The 17,503-nt window shown below is 51.5% G+C and carries 14 protein-coding genes and 1 pseudogene; 7 read left to right on the top strand and 8 right to left on the bottom strand.

The window, feature by feature from the left end; translation table 11 throughout:
• Positions 1 to 71: 71 nt before the first annotated feature.
• The 4 genes from A1WG_RS19585 to yfaU are packed head-to-tail and all read left to right on the top strand — an operon-like array spanning position 72 to position 4,240.
• Positions 72 to 854 (top strand): IclR family transcriptional regulator, encoded by a 783-nt coding sequence (locus A1WG_RS19585; RefSeq protein ID WP_000894175.1) that lies wholly within the window; start codon positions 72 to 74, stop codon positions 852 to 854.
• A 14-nt stretch (positions 855 to 868) separates the two neighbouring features.
• A complete protein-coding gene (gene rhmD / locus A1WG_RS19590; RefSeq protein ID WP_001516760.1) occupies positions 869 to 2,074 on the top strand; it encodes an L-rhamnonate dehydratase in 1,206 nt (401 codons plus the stop codon).
• A gap of 56 nt (positions 2,075 to 2,130) precedes the next feature.
• On the top strand, positions 2,131 to 3,420 hold the full coding sequence (locus A1WG_RS19595; RefSeq protein WP_001516759.1) for an MFS transporter: 1,290 nt from the start codon (positions 2,131 to 2,133) through the stop codon (positions 3,418 to 3,420).
• Positions 3,421 to 3,436: 16 nt separating this feature from the next.
• Positions 3,437 to 4,240 (top strand): 2-keto-3-deoxy-L-rhamnonate aldolase, encoded by an 804-nt coding sequence (gene yfaU, locus A1WG_RS19600; RefSeq protein WP_001516758.1) that lies wholly within the window; start codon positions 3,437 to 3,439, stop codon positions 4,238 to 4,240.
• 40 nt (positions 4,241 to 4,280) lie between these two features.
• Here the strand turns inward: yfaU and A1WG_RS19605 are convergent.
• The 5 genes and pseudogenes from A1WG_RS19605 to glpA form a co-directional block, all read right to left on the bottom strand.
• Positions 4,281 to 4,527: pseudogene (locus A1WG_RS19605) on the bottom strand (hypothetical protein); the annotation flags it as partial.
• Positions 4,528 to 5,454, bottom strand: a complete 927-nt coding sequence (locus A1WG_RS19610) for an ISNCY family transposase (protein ID WP_001516756.1) — start codon at positions 5,452 to 5,454, stop codon at positions 4,528 to 4,530.
• Between the two features lie 193 nt (positions 5,455 to 5,647).
• The gene (glpC, locus tag A1WG_RS19615; RefSeq protein WP_001000345.1) at positions 5,648 to 6,838 is read right to left on the bottom strand and encodes an anaerobic glycerol-3-phosphate dehydrogenase subunit GlpC; all 1,191 of its coding nucleotides are present in this window, start codon (positions 6,836 to 6,838) and stop codon (positions 5,648 to 5,650) included.
• Positions 6,835 to 8,094: a glycerol-3-phosphate dehydrogenase subunit GlpB gene (glpB, locus tag A1WG_RS19620; protein ID WP_001209914.1), complete on the bottom strand. Its 1,260-nt coding sequence runs from the start codon at positions 8,092 to 8,094 to the stop codon at positions 6,835 to 6,837. Before glpB ends, glpC begins: the two co-directional genes overlap by 4 nt.
• Complete coding sequence (gene glpA, locus A1WG_RS19625; RefSeq protein WP_000857297.1) at positions 8,084 to 9,712, bottom strand: anaerobic glycerol-3-phosphate dehydrogenase subunit A; 1,629 nt, start codon at positions 9,710 to 9,712, stop codon at positions 8,084 to 8,086. Before glpA ends, glpB begins: the two co-directional genes overlap by 11 nt.
• Before the next feature lie 272 nt (positions 9,713 to 9,984).
• On the opposite strand from glpA, the gene glpT reads away from it, so the two are divergent.
• The 3 genes from glpT to inaA all read left to right on the top strand — a co-directional run bounded on the left by glpT (position 9,985) and on the right by inaA (position 13,316).
• Positions 9,985 to 11,343, top strand: a complete 1,359-nt coding sequence (glpT, locus tag A1WG_RS19630) for a glycerol-3-phosphate transporter (RefSeq protein ID WP_000948746.1) — start codon at positions 9,985 to 9,987, stop codon at positions 11,341 to 11,343.
• A gap of 4 nt (positions 11,344 to 11,347) precedes the next feature.
• Positions 11,348 to 12,424, top strand: a complete 1,077-nt coding sequence (glpQ, locus tag A1WG_RS19635; protein ID WP_000779068.1) for a glycerophosphodiester phosphodiesterase — start codon at positions 11,348 to 11,350, stop codon at positions 12,422 to 12,424.
• 241 nt (positions 12,425 to 12,665) lie between these two features.
• Positions 12,666 to 13,316, top strand: coding sequence for a lipopolysaccharide kinase InaA (gene inaA / locus A1WG_RS19640; protein WP_001516755.1), 651 nt, complete (start codon positions 12,666 to 12,668; stop codon positions 13,314 to 13,316).
• Between the two features lie 153 nt (positions 13,317 to 13,469).
• Here inaA and yfaE read toward each other — a convergent pair whose 3' ends face one another.
• From yfaE to nrdA, 3 genes are all read right to left on the bottom strand, one after another.
• The gene (yfaE, locus tag A1WG_RS19645) at positions 13,470 to 13,724 is read right to left on the bottom strand and encodes a ferredoxin-like diferric-tyrosyl radical cofactor maintenance protein YfaE (protein ID WP_000135039.1); all 255 of its coding nucleotides are present in this window, start codon (positions 13,722 to 13,724) and stop codon (positions 13,470 to 13,472) included.
• On the bottom strand, positions 13,724 to 14,854 hold the full coding sequence (gene nrdB / locus A1WG_RS19650) for a class Ia ribonucleoside-diphosphate reductase subunit beta (protein ID WP_000332038.1): 1,131 nt from the start codon (positions 14,852 to 14,854) through the stop codon (positions 13,724 to 13,726). The genes yfaE and nrdB overlap by 1 nt, the downstream gene beginning before the upstream one ends.
• Before the next feature lie 64 nt (positions 14,855 to 14,918).
• Positions 14,919 to 17,204, bottom strand: a complete 2,286-nt coding sequence (gene nrdA, locus A1WG_RS19655; RefSeq protein ID WP_001516754.1) for a class 1a ribonucleoside-diphosphate reductase subunit alpha — start codon at positions 17,202 to 17,204, stop codon at positions 14,919 to 14,921.
• Positions 17,205 to 17,503 lie beyond the last annotated feature (299 nt).

Genomic DNA, 17,503 nt, shown 5'->3' with positions numbered 1-17,503 from the left:
TTGATGCGCTTCACAATTTTACTCCCCCTGAGCAACGAGACTGATTCCAGTATCTAAGACTGGAGTCCAGTATGTTGGAATCAAGCAAAGTTCCCGCCCTGACACGGGCTATTGATATTCTCAATTTGATTGCTCGCATTGGCCCCTGTAGTGCTGCGACGATCATCGACACATTGGGGATCCCTAAAAGCACAGCCTATTTGCTGCTTAACGAACTCAAGCGTCAGCGTTTTCTGAGTCTTGATCACCAGGAAAATTTTTGTCTGTGGACCAGGCTGGTGGAGCTTTCCGGCCATGCGTTAAGCAAGATGGATCTCCGGGAACTGGCACGCCCACGCCTGACGCAACTGATGGATACCACTGGACTGTTGTGTCACCTTGGGATCATCGATAACGGTAGCGCATATTACATATTGAAAGTGGAGTCTTCAGCCACTATCAGCGTGCGTTCCCATGAAGGAAAAAGCCTTTCGCTTTATCGCTCCGGAATAGGTAAATGCCTGCTTGCCTGGCAACCTGAAGCTGTACAGCAAAGTATTATCGAAGGGCTGGTCTGGGAACAGGCGACACCCACCACGATTACCCGTCCACCACAGCTCCACGAAGAACTGGCACGTATTCGCCGTCAGGGCTGGAGCTATGACAACGGTGAAGATTACACCGATGTCCGTTGTGTTGCTGCCCCGGTGTTTAACGCCAATAACGAGCTTACCGCCGCGATCTCAGTGGTCGGTACTCGTTTACAAATCAATGAAGAATATCGTGATTATCTGGCGGGCAAAGCCATCGCCTGCGCCAGGGATATTTCACGTCTGTTGGGATGGAAAAGTCCCTTTGACTTACTGGCCTCATAAAAATGGAGAACATCATGACCCTACCAAAAATCAAACAGGTTCGCGCCTGGTTTACTGGCGGAGCGACAGCAGAAAAAGGCGCTGGCGGCGGTGATTATCACGACCAGGGAGTGGATCACTGGATTGACGATCATATTGCTACCCCGATGAGTAAATACCGCGATTACGAGCAGTCCCGCCAGTCATTTGGTATTAACGTTCTTGGCACGTTAATTGTTGAAGTCGAAGCAGAAAATGGCCAGACCGGCTTCGCCGTTTCAACAGCCGGTGAAATGGGGTGCTTTATCGTTGAAAAACACCTTAACCGTTTCATAGAGGGCAAATGTGTCAGTGATATCAAATTGATTCACGATCAAATGCTCAACGCCACCCAGTATTACTCCGGTTCAGGGGGCCTGGTGATGAACACGATTTCCTGTGTTGATTTGGCTCTGTGGGATCTGTTCGGCAAAGTGGTCGGGCTTCCGGTTTATAAACTTTTAGGCGGCGCTGTCCGTGATGAAATTCAGTTCTACGCCACGGGCGCGCGCCCGGATCTGGCAAAAGAGATGGGCTTTATCGGCGGCAAGATGCCGACGCACTGGGGGCCACATGATGGTGATGTGGGGATCCGCAAAGACGCCGCTATGGTCGCGGGGATGCGTGAAAAATGCGGTGAAGATTTCTGGTTGATGCTCGACTGCTGGATGAGCCAGGACGTGAACTATGCCACCAAACTGGCTCACGCTTGTGCCCCTTATAACCTGAAATGGATCGAAGAGTGCCTGCCGCCGCAACAGTATGAAGGTTATCGCGAATTAAAACGCAACGCGCCAGCAGGAATGATGGTCACCAGTGGCGAGCACCACGGCACACTGCAATCTTTCCGTACACTTTCAGAAACCGGTATCGACATTATGCAACCAGATGTTGGCTGGTGCGGTGGCTTAACCACGCTGGTGGAGATTGCCGCAATTGCCAAATCACGTGGACAACTGGTGGTGCCGCACGGTTCGTCTGTTTACTCCCACCATGCGGTGATCACCTTCACCAATACCCCATTTAGCGAATTCCTGATGACCAGTCCGGATTGTTCATCGATGCGTCCGCAGTTTGATCCGATTTTGCTTAATGAGCCGGTGCCGGTGAATGGTCGTATTCACAAATCAGTACTTGATAAACCGGGTTTCGGCGTCGAACTCAATCGTGACTGCAATCTGAAACGCCCTTACAGCCACTAATCATTCCGGGCGTTGCCGTGACAACAGTAACGCTCACATGTTCTAAGGAGCTTCTTATGAGCACCGCTTTGCTTGACGCCGTGGTGAAGAAAAACCGCGCGCGTTTGATCCCGTTTATGTTGGCGCTGTACGTGCTGGCGTTTCTCGATCGTTCGAATATTGGTTTTGCCAAACAGACCTACCAGATTGATACCGGGCTAAGTAATGAAGCTTATGCGCTGGGAGCGGGAATTTTCTTTGTGGTGTATGCATTTCTCGGTGTTCCGGCGAATTTGTTGATGCGCAAACTGGGAGCCAGGACCTGGATTGGTACGACGACACTGCTGTGGGGATTTCTTTCGGCGGCAATGGCATGGGCCGATACTGAAGTGAAATTTCTGATAGTTCGCACCCTGCTTGGTGCTGCGGAAGCCGGGTTCTTTCCAGGCATGATTTATCTCACTTCGCAATGGTTTCCGCAGCGTAATCGCGCCAGCATTATGGGGCTGTTTTATATGGGAGCACCGTTGGCGTTAACGCTGGGATCACCGCTCTCCGGCGCGCTTCTGGAGATGCATGGATTTATGGGACATCCCGGCTGGTTCTGGATGTTTGTGATTGAAGGATTACTGGCAGTCGGTGCTGGGGTGTTCACATTCTTTTGGCTTGATGACACACCGGAGCAGGCACGTTTTCTGAGTAAAGAAGAAAAAACGTTGCTCATTAATCAACTTACAAGTGAAGAACAACAGAAAGTCACTTCGCGACTGAGTGATGCGCTGCGTAATGGGCGAGTCTGGCAACTGGCGATTATCTACCTGACTATTCAGGTGGCGGTTTACGGATTAATTTTCTTCCTGCCGACGCAGGTTGCCGCATTGCTGGGAACAAAAGTGGGCTTTACGGCCTCCGTGGTCGCCGCCATTCCGTGGATTGCGGCATTGTTGGGGACCTGGCTTATTCCGCGCTATTCCGATAAAACCGGCGAACGGCGCAATGTCGCGGCGCTGACATTGCTGTCCGCGGGCATTGGTATTGGCCTTTCCGGGCTACTTTCGCCAGTACTGGCAATCGTTGCGCTGTGTGTTGCAGCAATAGGGTTTATTGCGGTTCAGCCGGTGTTCTGGACGATGCCGACACAACTGCTTTCCGGTACGGCGCTGGCTGCGGGGATTGGTTTTGTAAACCTGTTTGGCGCGGTGGGCGGATTTATCGCCCCGATCCTGCGTGTAAAAGCAGAAACGTTGTTTGCCAGCGATGCGGCAGGCTTGCTGATGCTGGCAGCGGTGGCGGTCATCGGTTCGCTGATTATTTTCACTCTGCGTGTAAGTCGCGCTGTTGCGCAGACCAACGTGGCGCATCATTAACAGGTTAAGGAACATGATGAACACATTATTAATCAATCCATTCAAAGAACGCTTACGCAAGGGTGAAGTACAAATTGGTCTGTGGTTAAGTTCGACAACTTCCTATATGGCAGAAATTGCCGCCACCTCCGGTTATGACTGGTTGCTGATTGATGGTGAACATGCGCCAAATACCATTCAGAACCTTTATCACCAACTTCAGGCGGTAGCGCCCTATGGCAGCCAACCCGTGATTCGCCCAGTGGAGGGGAGTAAGTCGCTGATTAAACAAGTCCTGGATATTGGCGCGCAAACTCTACTGATCCCGATGGTCGACACTGGCGAACAGGCGCGTCAGATAGTGTCTGCAACTCGCTATCCACCGTACGGTGAGCGTGGTGTCGGGGCCAGCGTGGCACGGGCAGCACGCTGGGGACGCATTGATAATTACATGGCGCAAGTCAACGACTCACTTTGTCTGTTGGTGCAGGTGGAAAGTAAAACAGCACTGGATAATCTGGATGAAATCCTCGACGTTGAGGGGGTTGATGGTGTGTTTATTGGGCCAGCGGATCTCTCAGCGTCGTTGGGTTACCCGGATAATGCCGGGCACCCGGAAGTGCAGCGTATTATTGAAACCAGCATCCGACGGATCCGCGCTGCGGGTAAAGCAGCAGGTTTTCTGGCTGTGGCTCCTGATATGGCGCAGCAATGCCTTGCGTGGGGAGCGAACTTTGTCGCCGTTGGCGTCGACACCATGCTCTACAGTGATGCCCTGGATAAGCGACTGGCGATATTTAAATCAGGCAAAAATGAGCCACGCATAAAAGGTAGTTATTGATATCAAAGGCCCATGGGGATTGCTTGTGGGCCTGTGTTAATTAGTGGTTATTCGCTGCCAGATCGGCTTCGCTTAGCTGGGTGGCTGCGAGCAGCCAGGTCACGATCAATACCCTGTTCCAGCATGCGCAAGGCAATTTTAATGGCTTGTTCATGCATGCCTTCTACTTTGCCTTCCTGCAAACCTTCTAATTTACCTTCTTGCAAGCCTTCAATCTTACCCTCCTGCCAGCCAATTTGATGCCCTTCCTGCCGTAGCCGTTCAGCAATAGCCATCAATCTCTTCTTTTAATGACAGTTCGGTGGAATATCAGCATCAGTGAGTTGGGTTGTCGCCAGCACAATCTCACGTTCAAAGCCCTGCTCCAGCATGCGCAAGGCAATTTTAATGGCTTGTTCATGCATGCCTTCCTGCAAACCTTCTAATTTACCTTCCTGCCAGCCAATTTGGTGTCCTTCCTGCCGTAGCCGTTCAGCAATAGTCATCAATCTCTCCTTTTGTAGTGGTGAACGTTCGGCAATTTCCTCAATAAAGCGGGTGAAACGGGAGGTATCGCCGCATTGCAGCAGATAATTAAACAGCGTTTGCACCTGGCTGTCATTAGTGAAGCCCCTAACCAAAAGCGTGGTGATCCTGTCGACCAGACCGATTAAATCGCGCTCGCGAATATGCTTTTGAATCAGTTCCAGCAGAGCTATACGCCGATGTTGCATGATCTCATCGTCAGGTACGATGGTGATATCCACCAACGGAAAAGCTTCGGTGTACAACTGCCGGGCAAGCTGCGGGTCGTCAAATTCATCCAGCCAGTTAAGTGAATATGGGTAGGGTGAGGTTTCGCCGTGATAAAACAGCATTGGCACTACCAGAGGGACTCTGTCATAGCCTTTGTCCAGATGGCGCTGCATGACGGCAGTGGCATAACGCATCAGTCGAAAGGCCATGTTTTTTTCTGCAGTACTCTGATGCTCAATCACGCAGTAGATATAACCTTCGCCGTCGGTGGTTTCTACCGACCACAAAACATCCGAGTAGTAAGCGCGTAAACTTTTTTCAATAAAACTGGTGGGTTCCAGGCGTAAGGTTTGCAGGTTGCAAAGCTTACGTAGCGGTTCCGGCAGGTGTATTTCCAGAAAATCCCGTGCGGTTTCGGGCGAGAACATAAAGGCTTTAAATACCGCATCATGCGGGGAGGATGTTGTTGATTCTGTCATGGTTGTCCGTCACCAGATGTTTATGATGACGCGACATTACGAGTATCCCGGGCCTTTGACATCTGACAGTTTCAGTCTTTGCGAGACGTTTTCAGAGGAATTTTCACGGCGATGCAACGCGTACATTTGGCACGGAATCGCGCCCGCAAAAATGCCCGATAAGCAACATGCTTACCGGGCATCAGAAGGGAGTTTAAGCCAGCGCCTGGGCCAACAGAGTAATCGGATGTTCGCAGCGAAGGCTCGTGGACATCTCAATCTGCCATTTGCAGGTTTCGCAGTCGGTGACGACCAGATCCGCGCCGCTCTCTTCTATCTGACGGAACAGTGGCGCTCCGATGGCTTGTGAGGTGGGGTAGTTCTCTTTTTTGAATCCATAAGTACCAGCAATACCGCAGCACTGAGAATCCAACACTGTCAGTTCAAGCCCAGGGATTTTACGTAATAGTTCCAGGGTGTAGAGCGTCCAGCCCATTTTTTCCATATGGCATGGGGTGTGATAAACCACTTTCAGCGGCAGCGGTTTAAGTGGCAAGGTTTTGCCTTCATCTAACTTGCGCCACAGCCAGCGGGTTGCCAGTTCGATATGATCGCGTAAGCCTTTGTTGTCGACATTCAACACTTCCGGATATTCATCGCGCAGGGCAAACGTACAGGTGGAGGAGGTGGCAATCACCGGAATGCCTTTCGCTCCGACAGCTTCGCGGATCGATTCCACGTTGATAATCGCCTGTTTACGCGCCTTATCGGTAAAACCGTTGGCAATCAGCGGCACACCGCAGCATTTCTCTTTGCTGAGCAGTTGCACGCCCGTTCCCATCGCGTTGAGTACTTTAATTAAATCTTTACCCAGTTGTGGATGGTTGTAATTGACGAAGCAGCCGTGGAAGAACGCCACCTGATCTTTATACTGCGCCTGCTGTGCCGCCACGCTGCGATACCAGCGGCGGAAGGTGCCGAAGGAGTATTTCGGCAGTGTGCGACGGTGGTCGATTTTTAACGCGGCATCAAGCAGTTGTCGCACCGGTTTTAGTGAGGTAGCGGTGTTAACGATAGGCGCGAACGGCGTAGAAAAGCTGCCCATCAGGTCGGTATGACTTAAAACGAAATTGCGCAGCGACGGGCGCGAGGTGTCGTATTTTGCTCGTGCGCGCTGGATGATATCGCCAATCTTCACATCGGATGGACAGGCGACTTCGCAACGTTTGCAGTTGATGCAATATTTCAGCGCCTCGTCATACAGTGCGCCATCTTTCAGACGCAGACGTTCGCCATCTGGTCCCGCCTGTTTTGGCCCCGGATAGCCCGGATTCACCCGGCTCACCGGACAGGCGGTGGTGCAGACGGTGCACTTAATGCAGTTTTCGAAGCTGGTATCGTTCATTCCTGGCCTCCTGCGCGTTGGGCAATCTGTTGAGCAGCATGTAATGCACTGACAGCACAAACGCCGCCGCCGCATCCCTGGGCGATGGGATCAAATCCGCCCAGCACCGAACCAATGGCAAACAGGTTTTCTATCGTTTGACCTGCCAGCGACGGGCGTAGCGCCTCGTCAGTGGTCACGCCGAATTGTTGCCACGGTTGCGGAGCGAAAAAGTCACTTCGATACCACTCACCCCGCGTGGCGGTTTGCAGCACATCAAGGCCGAGAATCGGTTCGCGAATACCGTCGCGTTCTGCCACCAGCCCCCCGCTAAAGAAGCTGCCACTGGCAAGCACGGCAAAGCGTGGACGTAGCGGAATATCGGCGTGATTACGGGTCCATATTTCACTGACGACGCCATTTTTGCAGGTCACTTTTTTTACTTCATCGCCCGGCATCCACACACCGCCCTGGCGCACGAACTGATGTTGAAGCTGATTTTGCAGACGAATACCCAGCACGGAAGGCGGCAATGTTGGCAGTAACATTAATGAACAGGGCAGTTGCTCATTCAGCCAGCGCCACAGTTTGTTATCGGTCAGGCCGAAACAGGCGGGCATCAGGATCATTTCACAGGTGTTGGCAACAGGGATAAGCGCATCGATCAACAGTGGCCAGTTTTCTTCGTTATCAAGGAAACGTGCAATATTCACTGCACGAAATTCGGTGGCGTTATTGCGTAAGACATCCAGTTCCGGCAATTCAATTTCAGCAGTTTCGACAGCAAGATTTAATTCACGTAACGAGGCTGCCGCCAGGTGTGCCTGAAAATCCATCAGGCCACTTATTCCCACTACGCATATTTTCTTCGCGGGCAGCGGCCAGACTGGGATTTCTGGTGAGCTTAGCCAGGTTGAGCGTAGCGTGCCGAGAGGAGTAACCCGCTGGTGAGCCAGTTCTACGCTGCCCTGCAATTGCGCACCGCTTTCTGCAATTAACGCCTGCGCCCGGCAAGCGAGGTCGAGCACGCGCTGTGGGCCGAGTTGGCTGTAGGGATGGGAGGGGGCCAGGCGACCCAATGTTTCCAGTCCGTCGTGAATATCTGTCACCGGCTGCCCATCTGGCAGATGGCTTAGTAAATCCAGTGAGCCGGACGAGAAATGCAGCGCGCTCTGACCGCGAGTGACAATCGCACAACGCAGACCGTGTTTTTGTAGTTGCAGGCCGCAGAGTAATCCGGCAAGGCCGCCGCCCATAATGACAGTATCAAATCGCATCTTTCTGCTCCTTCTCCAGACCACACAGTCCCTGATAAACCCAGCGGGTAAATTCGCTTTCGCGCAGCGCATCGCCCCAGGCAATGGGCTGCACACCTTTCCAACGTTCGTTAAGGAAGGTGGACAGTTGCTCGATAGATTGCGTGGACGTGGTGACGTTAAAGCGTTGCAGCAGTCCGGCGGCGCGGCAGGCGCAGAGTTCGCCCTGACAGGTCCCCATCCCCACACGGGTGCGACGGCGTAAGTCCAGCAGGCTGTTGACGTTTAAATTTTCTACCGCGTATTGCACTTCGCCTGCAGTGACAGCTTCGCATTCGCACACCAGGCTCCGGTGCAAGCGGCCTTCACTTAACCAGGCTGGCGTGCGATCACCGTGACGATAAACCGCAGAACCGCGAAGTGGTGCAGGGAGGGAAATGATTTTTTGCAGTGTCACTTCAGCCGGTTCTTGTGAACCCGGTAGTGCCAGGTCGGCGGTTGTGCAGGGTCGCGAGTTGCCCAGTTTGCGGCAGACGGCATCTGTGGCCCATTCCGCCATCAGACGGTAGGTCATCAGTTTGCCGCCGGTAATGGTGATAAATCCGTCCAGGCCATCGCGTTCGGCGTGATCGAGCAGCACGATGCCGCGACTGACATTACGCCCGCTCGGATCGTCATCGCTGGCAACCAGTGGGCGCACACCAGAGTAGGCACGCAGAATGCGCGTTTTCGCCATCACCGGAGCCAGTTTTTCCCCTTCACGCAGCAGGATATCGACCTCTTCTGCCGTCACCCGATTATCGTCAATTTCGTCATAATCAATGCGTAAAGAGGTGGTGCCAATCAGTGAAATGGTATCGCCGGGCACCAGAATATCAGCGTCAGAAGGTTTACGGCAGCGATTGATCACGTGCTGATTAATGCGGTGATCCATGATCAGCAGCGATCCTTTGGCCGGGAACATGCGAATACGCAGATCGGCATACTCGGCAATATGTTGCCCCCAGATCCCGGCAGCATTCACCACCACTGGTGCATGGAGCGCCTGGGTTTCGCCTGTAAGATGATTGCGCACGCGAACGCCACACACCGTCGCGCCTTCACGAAGCAGGCCAGTGACTTCATGGGCGGTGAGGATAACCGCACCGTGTTCTTTTGCATCGAGCATGTTCGCAGCGGTCAGGCGGAATGGGTCCACGGTGCCATCCGGGACTTTTACCGCGCCAATCAATGCCGGGTTAACGGAAGGTTCGATAATGCGTGCTTGCTGCGGATCAATGGCTTCCGCGCTGATCCCCGCCTCCTGACAAGCGCGAATAAACGTAGCCTGGAAAGAGAGGTCATCTTCCGGCAGGGTGATAAACAGGCCGTTGGTCGGTTCGACACAGTGACGCGCGATGCGTTTTAAAATCTGGTTCTCACTAATGCATTCGCGGGCGGATTCCGCATCTGTTACTGCATAACGTGCGCCGCTGTGCAGCAGACCGTGGTTACGCCCGGTCGCGCCTGTTGCGATATCGTGTCGCTCAACCAAAATCACGCGCAGCCCGCGCAGGGCACAGTCGCGGGCAATCCCGGCTCCCGTTGCGCCGCCGCCAATGATAATCACGTCACTTGTTTGCGAGTCGCGAGTTTTCATTGTTATCCCTCTGAAGTTCGTTTTTTACCATTTAGCCATAGTAAAAACATGAATTGTTTGATTTCGCGCATATTCGCTCATAATTCGAAAGTGAAACGTGATTTCATGCGTCTTTCGGAACATTTTGACAATCTTATTTAATAATGTGTGCGGTAATTCACATTCATAAAATGAATGATTAATTAACATCGCGGCCACTCAAGAAACGGCAGGTTCTTCTATTGAATCAGTCTGTTAATCATAAATAAGACCACGGGCCACGGAGGCTATAAATGTTGAGTATTTTTAAACCAGCGCCACACAAAGCGCGCCTACCTGCTGCGGAGATCGATCCGACTTATCGTCGATTGCGCTGGCAAATTTTCCTGGGGATATTCTTTGGTTATGCCGCTTACTATCTGGTTCGTAAGAACTTTGCTCTCGCTATGCCCTATCTGGTGGAGCAGGGATTCTCTCGTGGGGATTTAGGTTTTGCCCTTTCCGGTATCTCCATTGCTTACGGATTTTCGAAATTCATCATGGGGTCAGTTTCGGATCGCTCGAATCCGCGCGTTTTCCTGCCAGCAGGTTTGATTCTTGCGGCGGCAGTGATGCTGTTTATGGGCTTTGTGCCGTGGGCGACTTCCAGCATTGCGGTGATGTTTGTTCTTCTGTTCCTCTGCGGTTGGTTCCAGGGAATGGGATGGCCGCCGTGTGGTCGTACTATGGTGCACTGGTGGTCGCAGAAAGAGCGTGGCAGCATTGTGTCAGTATGGAACTGTGCGCATAACGTCGGTGGTGGTATTCCGCCGCTGCTGTTCCTGCTGGGTATGGCCTGGTTTAATGACTGGCACGCGGCGCTCTATATGCCTGCTTTCTGTGCCATTCTGGTGGCGCTTTTCGCTTTTGCCATGATGCGCGATACCCCACAATCCTGTGGTTTGCCGCCGATCGAAGAGTACAAAAATGATTATCCGGACGACTATAACGAAAAAGCGGAACAGGAACTGACTGCGAAGCAGATTTTCATGCAGTACGTACTGCCGAACAAGCTGCTGTGGTACATCGCTATTGCCAACGTATTCGTTTATCTGCTGCGCTACGGCATCCTCGACTGGTCGCCAACCTACCTGAAAGAGGTGAAGCATTTCGCGCTGGATAAATCTTCCTGGGCCTACTTCCTTTATGAGTACGCGGGCATTCCGGGCACTCTGCTGTGTGGCTGGATGTCGGATAAAGTCTTCCGCGGTAACCGTGGGGCAACTGGCGTCTTCTTTATGACTCTGGTGACCATCGCTACTATTGTTTACTGGATGAACCCGGCAGGTAATCCGACTGTTGATATGGTTTGCATGATTGTCATTGGCTTCCTGATCTATGGTCCCGTCATGCTGATAGGTCTGCACGCGCTGGAACTGGCACCGAAAAAAGCAGCAGGTACGGCGGCGGGCTTTACCGGGCTGTTTGGTTATCTTGGCGGTTCTGTGGCGGCAAGCGCAATTGTCGGTTACACCGTTGACTACTTCGGCTGGGATGGCGGCTTCATGGTGATGATTGGCGGCAGCATTCTGGCAGTTATCTTGTTAATTGTCGTGATGATTGGCGAAAAACGTCGCCATCAGGAATTACAGCAAAAACGCAACGGAGGCTAATGGCATGAAACTGACACTTAAAAACCTTAGCATGGCGATCATGATGAGTGGAATGATCATGGGAAGCAGTGCAATGGCGGCAGACAACAGCGAGAAAATTGTAATAGCCCATCGCGGCGCAAGTGGTTATTTGCCGGAGCATACGCTACCCGCAAAAGCGATGGCGTATGCGCAAGGGGCTGATTATCTGGAGCAGGATTTAGTGATGACCAAAGACGACCATCTGGTCGTCCTGCATGACCACTATCTTGACCGCGTTACTGATGTGGCCGAGCGTTTTCCGGAGCGGGCGCGTAAAGATGGCCGTTACTACGCGATAGATTTTACGCTGGATGAAATTAAGTCTTTAAAATTCACTGAAGGCTTTGATATTGAAAATGGCAAAAAAGTGCAGACTTTCCCCGGACGCTTCCCGATGGGGAAATCTGACTTTCGTGTGCACACTTTCGAAGAAGAGATTGAATTTGTTCAGGGGTTAAACCACTCGACGGGGAAAAATATCGGCATCTATCCAGAAATTAAAGCGCCGTGGTTTCATCATCAGGAAGGGAAAGATATTGCGGCTAAAACCTTGGAAGTGCTGAAAAAATACGGTTACACCGGTAAAGATGACAAAGTTTATTTGCAATGCTTTGATGCTGATGAGCTGAAACGTATTAAAAATGAGCTGGAACCGAAAATGGGCATGGATCTTAATCTGGTTCAACTGATTGCCTATACTGACTGGAATGAAACCCAGCAGAAACAACCAGATGGAACCTGGGTTAATTACAGTTACGACTGGATGTTTAAGCCGGGTGCCATGAAGCAGGTAGCGGAGTATGCTGACGGCATTGGCCCGGATTACCATATGGTGATTGATGAGACATCGCAGCCGGGCAATATTAAACTTACCGGAATGGTGAAAGACGCGCAGCAGAATAAGTTGGTTGTGCATCCTTATACCGTGCGGTCGGATAAGCTGCCAGAATATACGACCGATGTGAATCAACTGTATGACGCTCTGTATAACAAAGCGGGTGTTAATGGGCTGTTTACGGACTTCCCGGATAAAGCAGTAAAATTCCTCAATAAAGAGTAACTTCAGTCTCGGATGGCACTTACGTGCCATCCGCTATTTCCCTTCATTCAAAATCCCATTCACGTCAGAGTGAAATTAATTCTTCAATAAAGTCAGTTAGTTATCTTTGCTTGCTGTTCTTTAGCGTGAGATGACGAGTTCCCGACAAATGAAATCCCTTAAGAAACACTTTTTATTAAGTTTTTCTTAAGGTGAACACCTATAGTCATTGTCGTTAACAATAAAAACAAGGCGACAGGGTATGGCAGTTTCAGCAAAACTCGACGAATTCAATCATTGGTGGGCTACAGAAGGTGACTGGGTTGAGAAACCGAATTACCGCCGCAACGGCATGAGCGGGGTGCAATGCGTCGAGCACAACGGCAAAAAGCTGTATGTAAAGCGCATGACTCGGCACCTGTTTCATTCTATCCGCTATCCGTTTGGTCGCCCGACGATTGTGCGCGAGGTTGCGGTGATAAAAGATCTGGAACGCGCTGGCGTGATTGTGCCGAAAATCGTTTTTGGAGAAGCGGTGAAAATTGATGGCGAATGGCGTGCGTTACTGGTGACTGAAGATATGGCGGGTTTTGTCAGTATTGCTGACTGGTATGCACAGCATGCAGTAATGCCCTATCCCAACGATGTACGGCAAGCAATGTTGGAAGCAGTGGCGCTGGCATTTAAAAAGATGCATAGCGTTAATCGTCAACACGGCTGCTGCTACGTTCGCCATATCTATGTGAAAACAGAAGGTAAGCCAGAAGCCGGTTTTCTTGATTTGGAGAAAAGTCGCCGTCGTCTGCGTCGCCATAAAGCGATTAATCATGACTTCCGGCAACTGGAGAAATATCTGGAGCCGATCCCTAAAGCGGACTGGGAACAGGTGAAAGCGTATTACTACGCCATGTAATCGTTGTAGGCCAGATAAGACGCATCAGCGTCGCATCTGGCAACTATTCGCGCATGCCATGTTGGATGCGGCGTAAACGCCTTATCCAACCTACAAAAAGCCGTTGTAAGACAGATAAGACGCGTCAGCGTCGCATCTGGCACTAGTACTCGATCACAACTCGATTTCAATATCGCCTTTTGCCCGGCAACAACAGGGCAAAATTTCCCCTGGCTGAATAAAGGCTAACGGTTCGGCAATCCAGTCCACCTGGCCTGCAACAAGACGCGTGCGACAGGAGCCGCAGTAGCCTTCGCGACACTGATACTCAACCGCCACATTGTGGGATTCCAGCGCTGCCAGAAGGGAAGGGTGTTCATCCTGGCACAGCAGTTGTGTGCCAGTGATGCGCAGGGTAACGCGAGCCATCAGAGTTGGAAGTTACTCAAATCGTCGGTGTCCACTTCCGAATCAATCTGTCCGACCAGATAAGAACTGACTTCCACTTCCTGCGGAGCAACCTGCACATTATCAGACACCAGCCAGGTGTTGATCCACGGGATCGGGTTGGAGCGTGTCTGGAACGGCAGATCCAAACCGACAGCCTGCATACGGATATTGGTGATGTATTCAACGTACTGGCAGAGAATGTCTTTGTTCAGACCAATCATTGAACCGTCACGGAACAGATAATCCGCCCAGTCTTTCTCCTGTTGCGCCGCCTGGACAAACAGGTCATAGCACTCTTGTTTGCACTCTTCGGCAATTTCCGCCATTTCCGGATCGTCCGCACCGCTGCGCAGCAGATTCAGCATATGCTGAGTGCCGGTCAGGTGTAGTGCTTCGTCACGGGCAATCAGGCGAATAATCTTGGCATTACCTTCCATCAGCTCACGTTCAGCGAAAGCGAAGGAACAAGCGAAGCTGACGTAGAAGCGAATTGCTTCCAGCGCATTAACGCTCATCAGGCACAGATAGAGTTTTTTCTTCAACTCGCGCAGGCTGACAGTTACGGTTTTACCGTTAACGGTGTGGGTGCCTTCGCCCAGCAGGTGCCAGTAACTGGTCATTTCGATCAGTTCGTCGTAGTAAGCCGAAATCCCTTCTGCGCGTTTCTGGATCTGCTCGTTGGTGACAATATCGTCAAACACAACAGACGGATCGTTAACAATATTACGAATAATGTGCGTGTAGGAACGGGAGTGAATAGTTTCCGAAAACGCCCAGGTTTCTACCCAGGTTTCCAGTTCTGGAATCGAAATCAGCGGCAGAAGTGCCACGTTCGGACTACGACCCTGAATGGAATCCAAAAGCGTCTGGTACTTCAGGTTGCTGATAAAGATGTGCTTTTCGTGCTCTGGCAGCGCCTGATAATCGATACGGTCGCGGGAGACATCAACTTCTTCCGGACGCCAGAAGAAAGAGAGCTGCTTTTCGATCAACTTTTCGAAGATTTCATATTTTTGTTGATCGTAGCGAGCCACGTTGACCGGCTGACCAAAGAACATCGGTTCTTTGAGCTGATCATTCTTCGTCTGTGAAAATGTGGTATATGCCATGAATATGTCCTGTTGGGAGTTTAATGCCGGATAAGGCGTTCACACCGCATCCGGCATCACAATATCAGATCTTACATGCACCGCTTTCGCAGCCATCGTCCTGGATTGACGGCACCAGATCGTCCTGCGCGTCTTCTGCGCCATCACGGGTGTTCTGATAATACAGCGTTTTGACCCCGAATTTGTAGGCGGTGAGCAGGTCTTTCAGCAACTGCTGCATCGGCACTTTTCCTGACGGGAAGCGCGATGGATCGTAGTTGGTGTTAGCAGAGATCGACTGGTCGATGAATTTCTGCATGATACCCACCAGTTGCAAATAACCATCATTACCCGGCATTTCCCACAGCAGCTCATAGGCGTCGTGCAGGTGTTCATAGTCTGGCACCACCTGGCGCAGAATCCCGTCTTTCGACGCTTTAATGCTGACGTAACCACGTGGCGGCTCAATACCGTTGGTGGCGTTAGAAATCTGCGAAGAGGTTTCTGACGGCATCAGCGCTGAAAGCGTGGAGTTACGCAGGCCGTGGGTTTTGATCGACTCACGCAATGCTTCCCAGTCGTAATGCAGCGGCTCATTGGCGATAGCATCCAGATCTTTCTTGTAGGTATCGATCGGCAGGATCCCTTTTGCGTAGGTGGTTTCGTTAAACCACGGGCACGCGCCTTGCTCTTTTGCCAGTTCGTTAGACGCTTTCAGCAGATAATACTGGATCGCTTCAAAGGTTTGGTGCGTCAGGTTGTTGGCGCTGCCGTCGGAGTAACGTTTACCGTGCTTCGCCAGATAGTAAGCGAAGTTGATCACGCCAATACCCAGCGTACGACGACCCATTGCCCCGCGTTTTGCCGCCGGGATTGGGTAATCCTGATAATCCAGTAGCGCATCAAGCGCACGTACTGCCAGAATCGCCAGTTCTTCAAGTTCATCCAGGCTGTTAATTGCGCCCAGGTTGAAAGCAGACAGCGTACACAGCGCGATTTCACCGTTTTCGTCGTTGACGTCATTCAGCGGTTTGGTCGGCAGGGCGATTTCCAGGCACAGGTTAGACTGGCGCACTGGCGCAATAGCCGGATCAAATGGGCTGTGGGTGTTGCAGTGGTCAACGTTCTGAATATAGATACGACCGGTAGACGCGCGTTCCTGCATCATTAGCGAGAATAGCTCAACCGCTTTCACGCGCTGTTTACGGATGCTGTCGTCTTTCTCATACTTGGTGTACAGGCGCTCAAATTCTTCCTGATCGGCAAAGAACGCGTCGTATAACCCCGGAACATCGGATGGACTGAACAGGGTGATATCTTCACCTTTCAGCAGACGGGTATACATCAGCTTGTTGATTTGTACACCGTAGTCCATATGGCGCACGCGGTTGCCTTCAACCCCACGGTTGTTTTTCAGCACCAGCAGGCTTTCAACTTCCAGATGCCATATTGGGTAGAACAACGTAGCTGCACCACCGCGTACACCGCCCTGGGAGCAGGACTTCACTGCGGTCTGGAAATGTTTATAGAACGGGATACAACCCGTGTGAAACGCTTCGCCGCCGCGAATCGGGCTACCCAGTGCACGAATGCGACCGGCGTTGATGCCAATACCTGCACGCTGGGAAACGTATTTCACGATTGCGCTGGAGGTGGCATTGATGGAATCCAGGCTGTCGCCGCACTCGATCAGTACGCAGGAGCTGAACTGGCGAGTCGGGGTACGCACGCCGGACATGATTGGCGTCGGCAACGAAATCTTAAACGTGGAAACCGCATCGTAAAAACGCTTCACGTATTGCAGACGCGTTTCACGCGGGTAATTCGAGAACAGGCACGCAGCAACCAGAATATAGAGGAACTGGGCGCTCTCGTAGATTTCTCCGGTCACGCGGTTTTGTACCAGATATTTGCCTTCAAGCTGTTTAACAGCAGCGTAAGAGAAGGTCATATCACGGTCGTGATCGATAAACGTGTCCATCTGCTTGAACTCTTCTTCCGTGTAGTCTTCCAGCAGATGATTATCGTATTTGCCCATTTCAACCATTTTTACCACGTGATCGTACAGCGCTGGCGGCTCAAACTGGCCGTAGGCTTTTTTACGCAGGTGGAAGATCGCCAGACGCGCGGCGAGATACTGATAATCCGGTGCTTCACGGGAGATCAGGTCAGCGGCAGCCTTGATAATGGTTTCGTGGATGTCGGAGGTCTTGATGCCGTCATAAAACTGAATGTGGGAGCGCAGCTCGACCTGGGAAATCGAAACGTTATGCAGCCCTTCTGCCGCCCAGTCCAGAACGCGATGGATTTTATCGAGATTGATGCGCTCTGTGCTACCGTCGCGCTTTGTCACCAGCAGATTCTGATTCATGTATGTCGTACCTGTTTTTGGAATACTTTCCGCAATAGCATCGCTTTGACTACCTGTAGTAAGGAAAGTCGCAATGAACACTATATATAGGGGGTATGTTTGGGATTCACTGCAAGATAGTGTGAAAATGGCCCTCTTGCAAGTGCATAACTTTGTGGATAAGTCGCAACGGGAAAAGTGGCTTCCACGCACCTTAGGTCAGACAAGGTGTCCGGGAAAGTCAATGGGAAGAGAAAAAATTGTTAAAAATAACCGTTCGGTGATTTCTTGAACGTTCAATTTGAGATAATTATTGATCC

The organism is Escherichia sp. KTE96 (genome assembly GCF_000408525.1).
GTDB lineage: Bacteria > Pseudomonadota > Gammaproteobacteria > Enterobacterales > Enterobacteriaceae > Escherichia > Escherichia marmotae.
Note: the sequence above shows the minus strand (reverse complement) of the source record. Positions and strands in the feature narration are given on the sequence as shown.

What these genes read in the sequence shown, in the direction of transcription:
- A1WG_RS19585 (WP_000894175.1), top strand. Translation starts at nt 72, where the DNA reads ATGTTGGAATCAAGCAAAGTTCCCGCCCTGACACGGGCTATTGATATT.
- rhmD (WP_001516760.1), top strand. Translation starts at nt 869, where the DNA reads ATGACCCTACCAAAAATCAAACAGGTTCGCGCCTGGTTTACTGGCGGA.
- A1WG_RS19595 (WP_001516759.1), top strand. Translation starts at nt 2,131, where the DNA reads ATGAGCACCGCTTTGCTTGACGCCGTGGTGAAGAAAAACCGCGCGCGT.
- yfaU (WP_001516758.1), top strand. Translation starts at nt 3,437, where the DNA reads ATGAACACATTATTAATCAATCCATTCAAAGAACGCTTACGCAAGGGT.
- A1WG_RS19610 (WP_001516756.1), bottom strand. Translation starts at nt 5,454, where the DNA reads ATGACAGAATCAACAACATCCTCCCCGCATGATGCGGTATTTAAAGCC.
- glpC (WP_001000345.1), bottom strand. Translation starts at nt 6,838, where the DNA reads ATGAACGATACCAGCTTCGAAAACTGCATTAAGTGCACCGTCTGCACC.
- glpB (WP_001209914.1), bottom strand. Translation starts at nt 8,094, where the DNA reads ATGCGATTTGATACTGTCATTATGGGCGGCGGCCTTGCCGGATTACTC.
- glpA (WP_000857297.1), bottom strand. Translation starts at nt 9,712, where the DNA reads ATGAAAACTCGCGACTCGCAAACAAGTGACGTGATTATCATTGGCGGC.
- glpT (WP_000948746.1), top strand. Translation starts at nt 9,985, where the DNA reads ATGTTGAGTATTTTTAAACCAGCGCCACACAAAGCGCGCCTACCTGCT.
- glpQ (WP_000779068.1), top strand. Translation starts at nt 11,348, where the DNA reads ATGAAACTGACACTTAAAAACCTTAGCATGGCGATCATGATGAGTGGA.
- inaA (WP_001516755.1), top strand. Translation starts at nt 12,666, where the DNA reads ATGGCAGTTTCAGCAAAACTCGACGAATTCAATCATTGGTGGGCTACA.
- yfaE (WP_000135039.1), bottom strand. Translation starts at nt 13,724, where the DNA reads ATGGCTCGCGTTACCCTGCGCATCACTGGCACACAACTGCTGTGCCAG.
- nrdB (WP_000332038.1), bottom strand. Translation starts at nt 14,854, where the DNA reads ATGGCATATACCACATTTTCACAGACGAAGAATGATCAGCTCAAAGAA.
- nrdA (WP_001516754.1), bottom strand. Translation starts at nt 17,204, where the DNA reads ATGAATCAGAATCTGCTGGTGACAAAGCGCGACGGTAGCACAGAGCGC.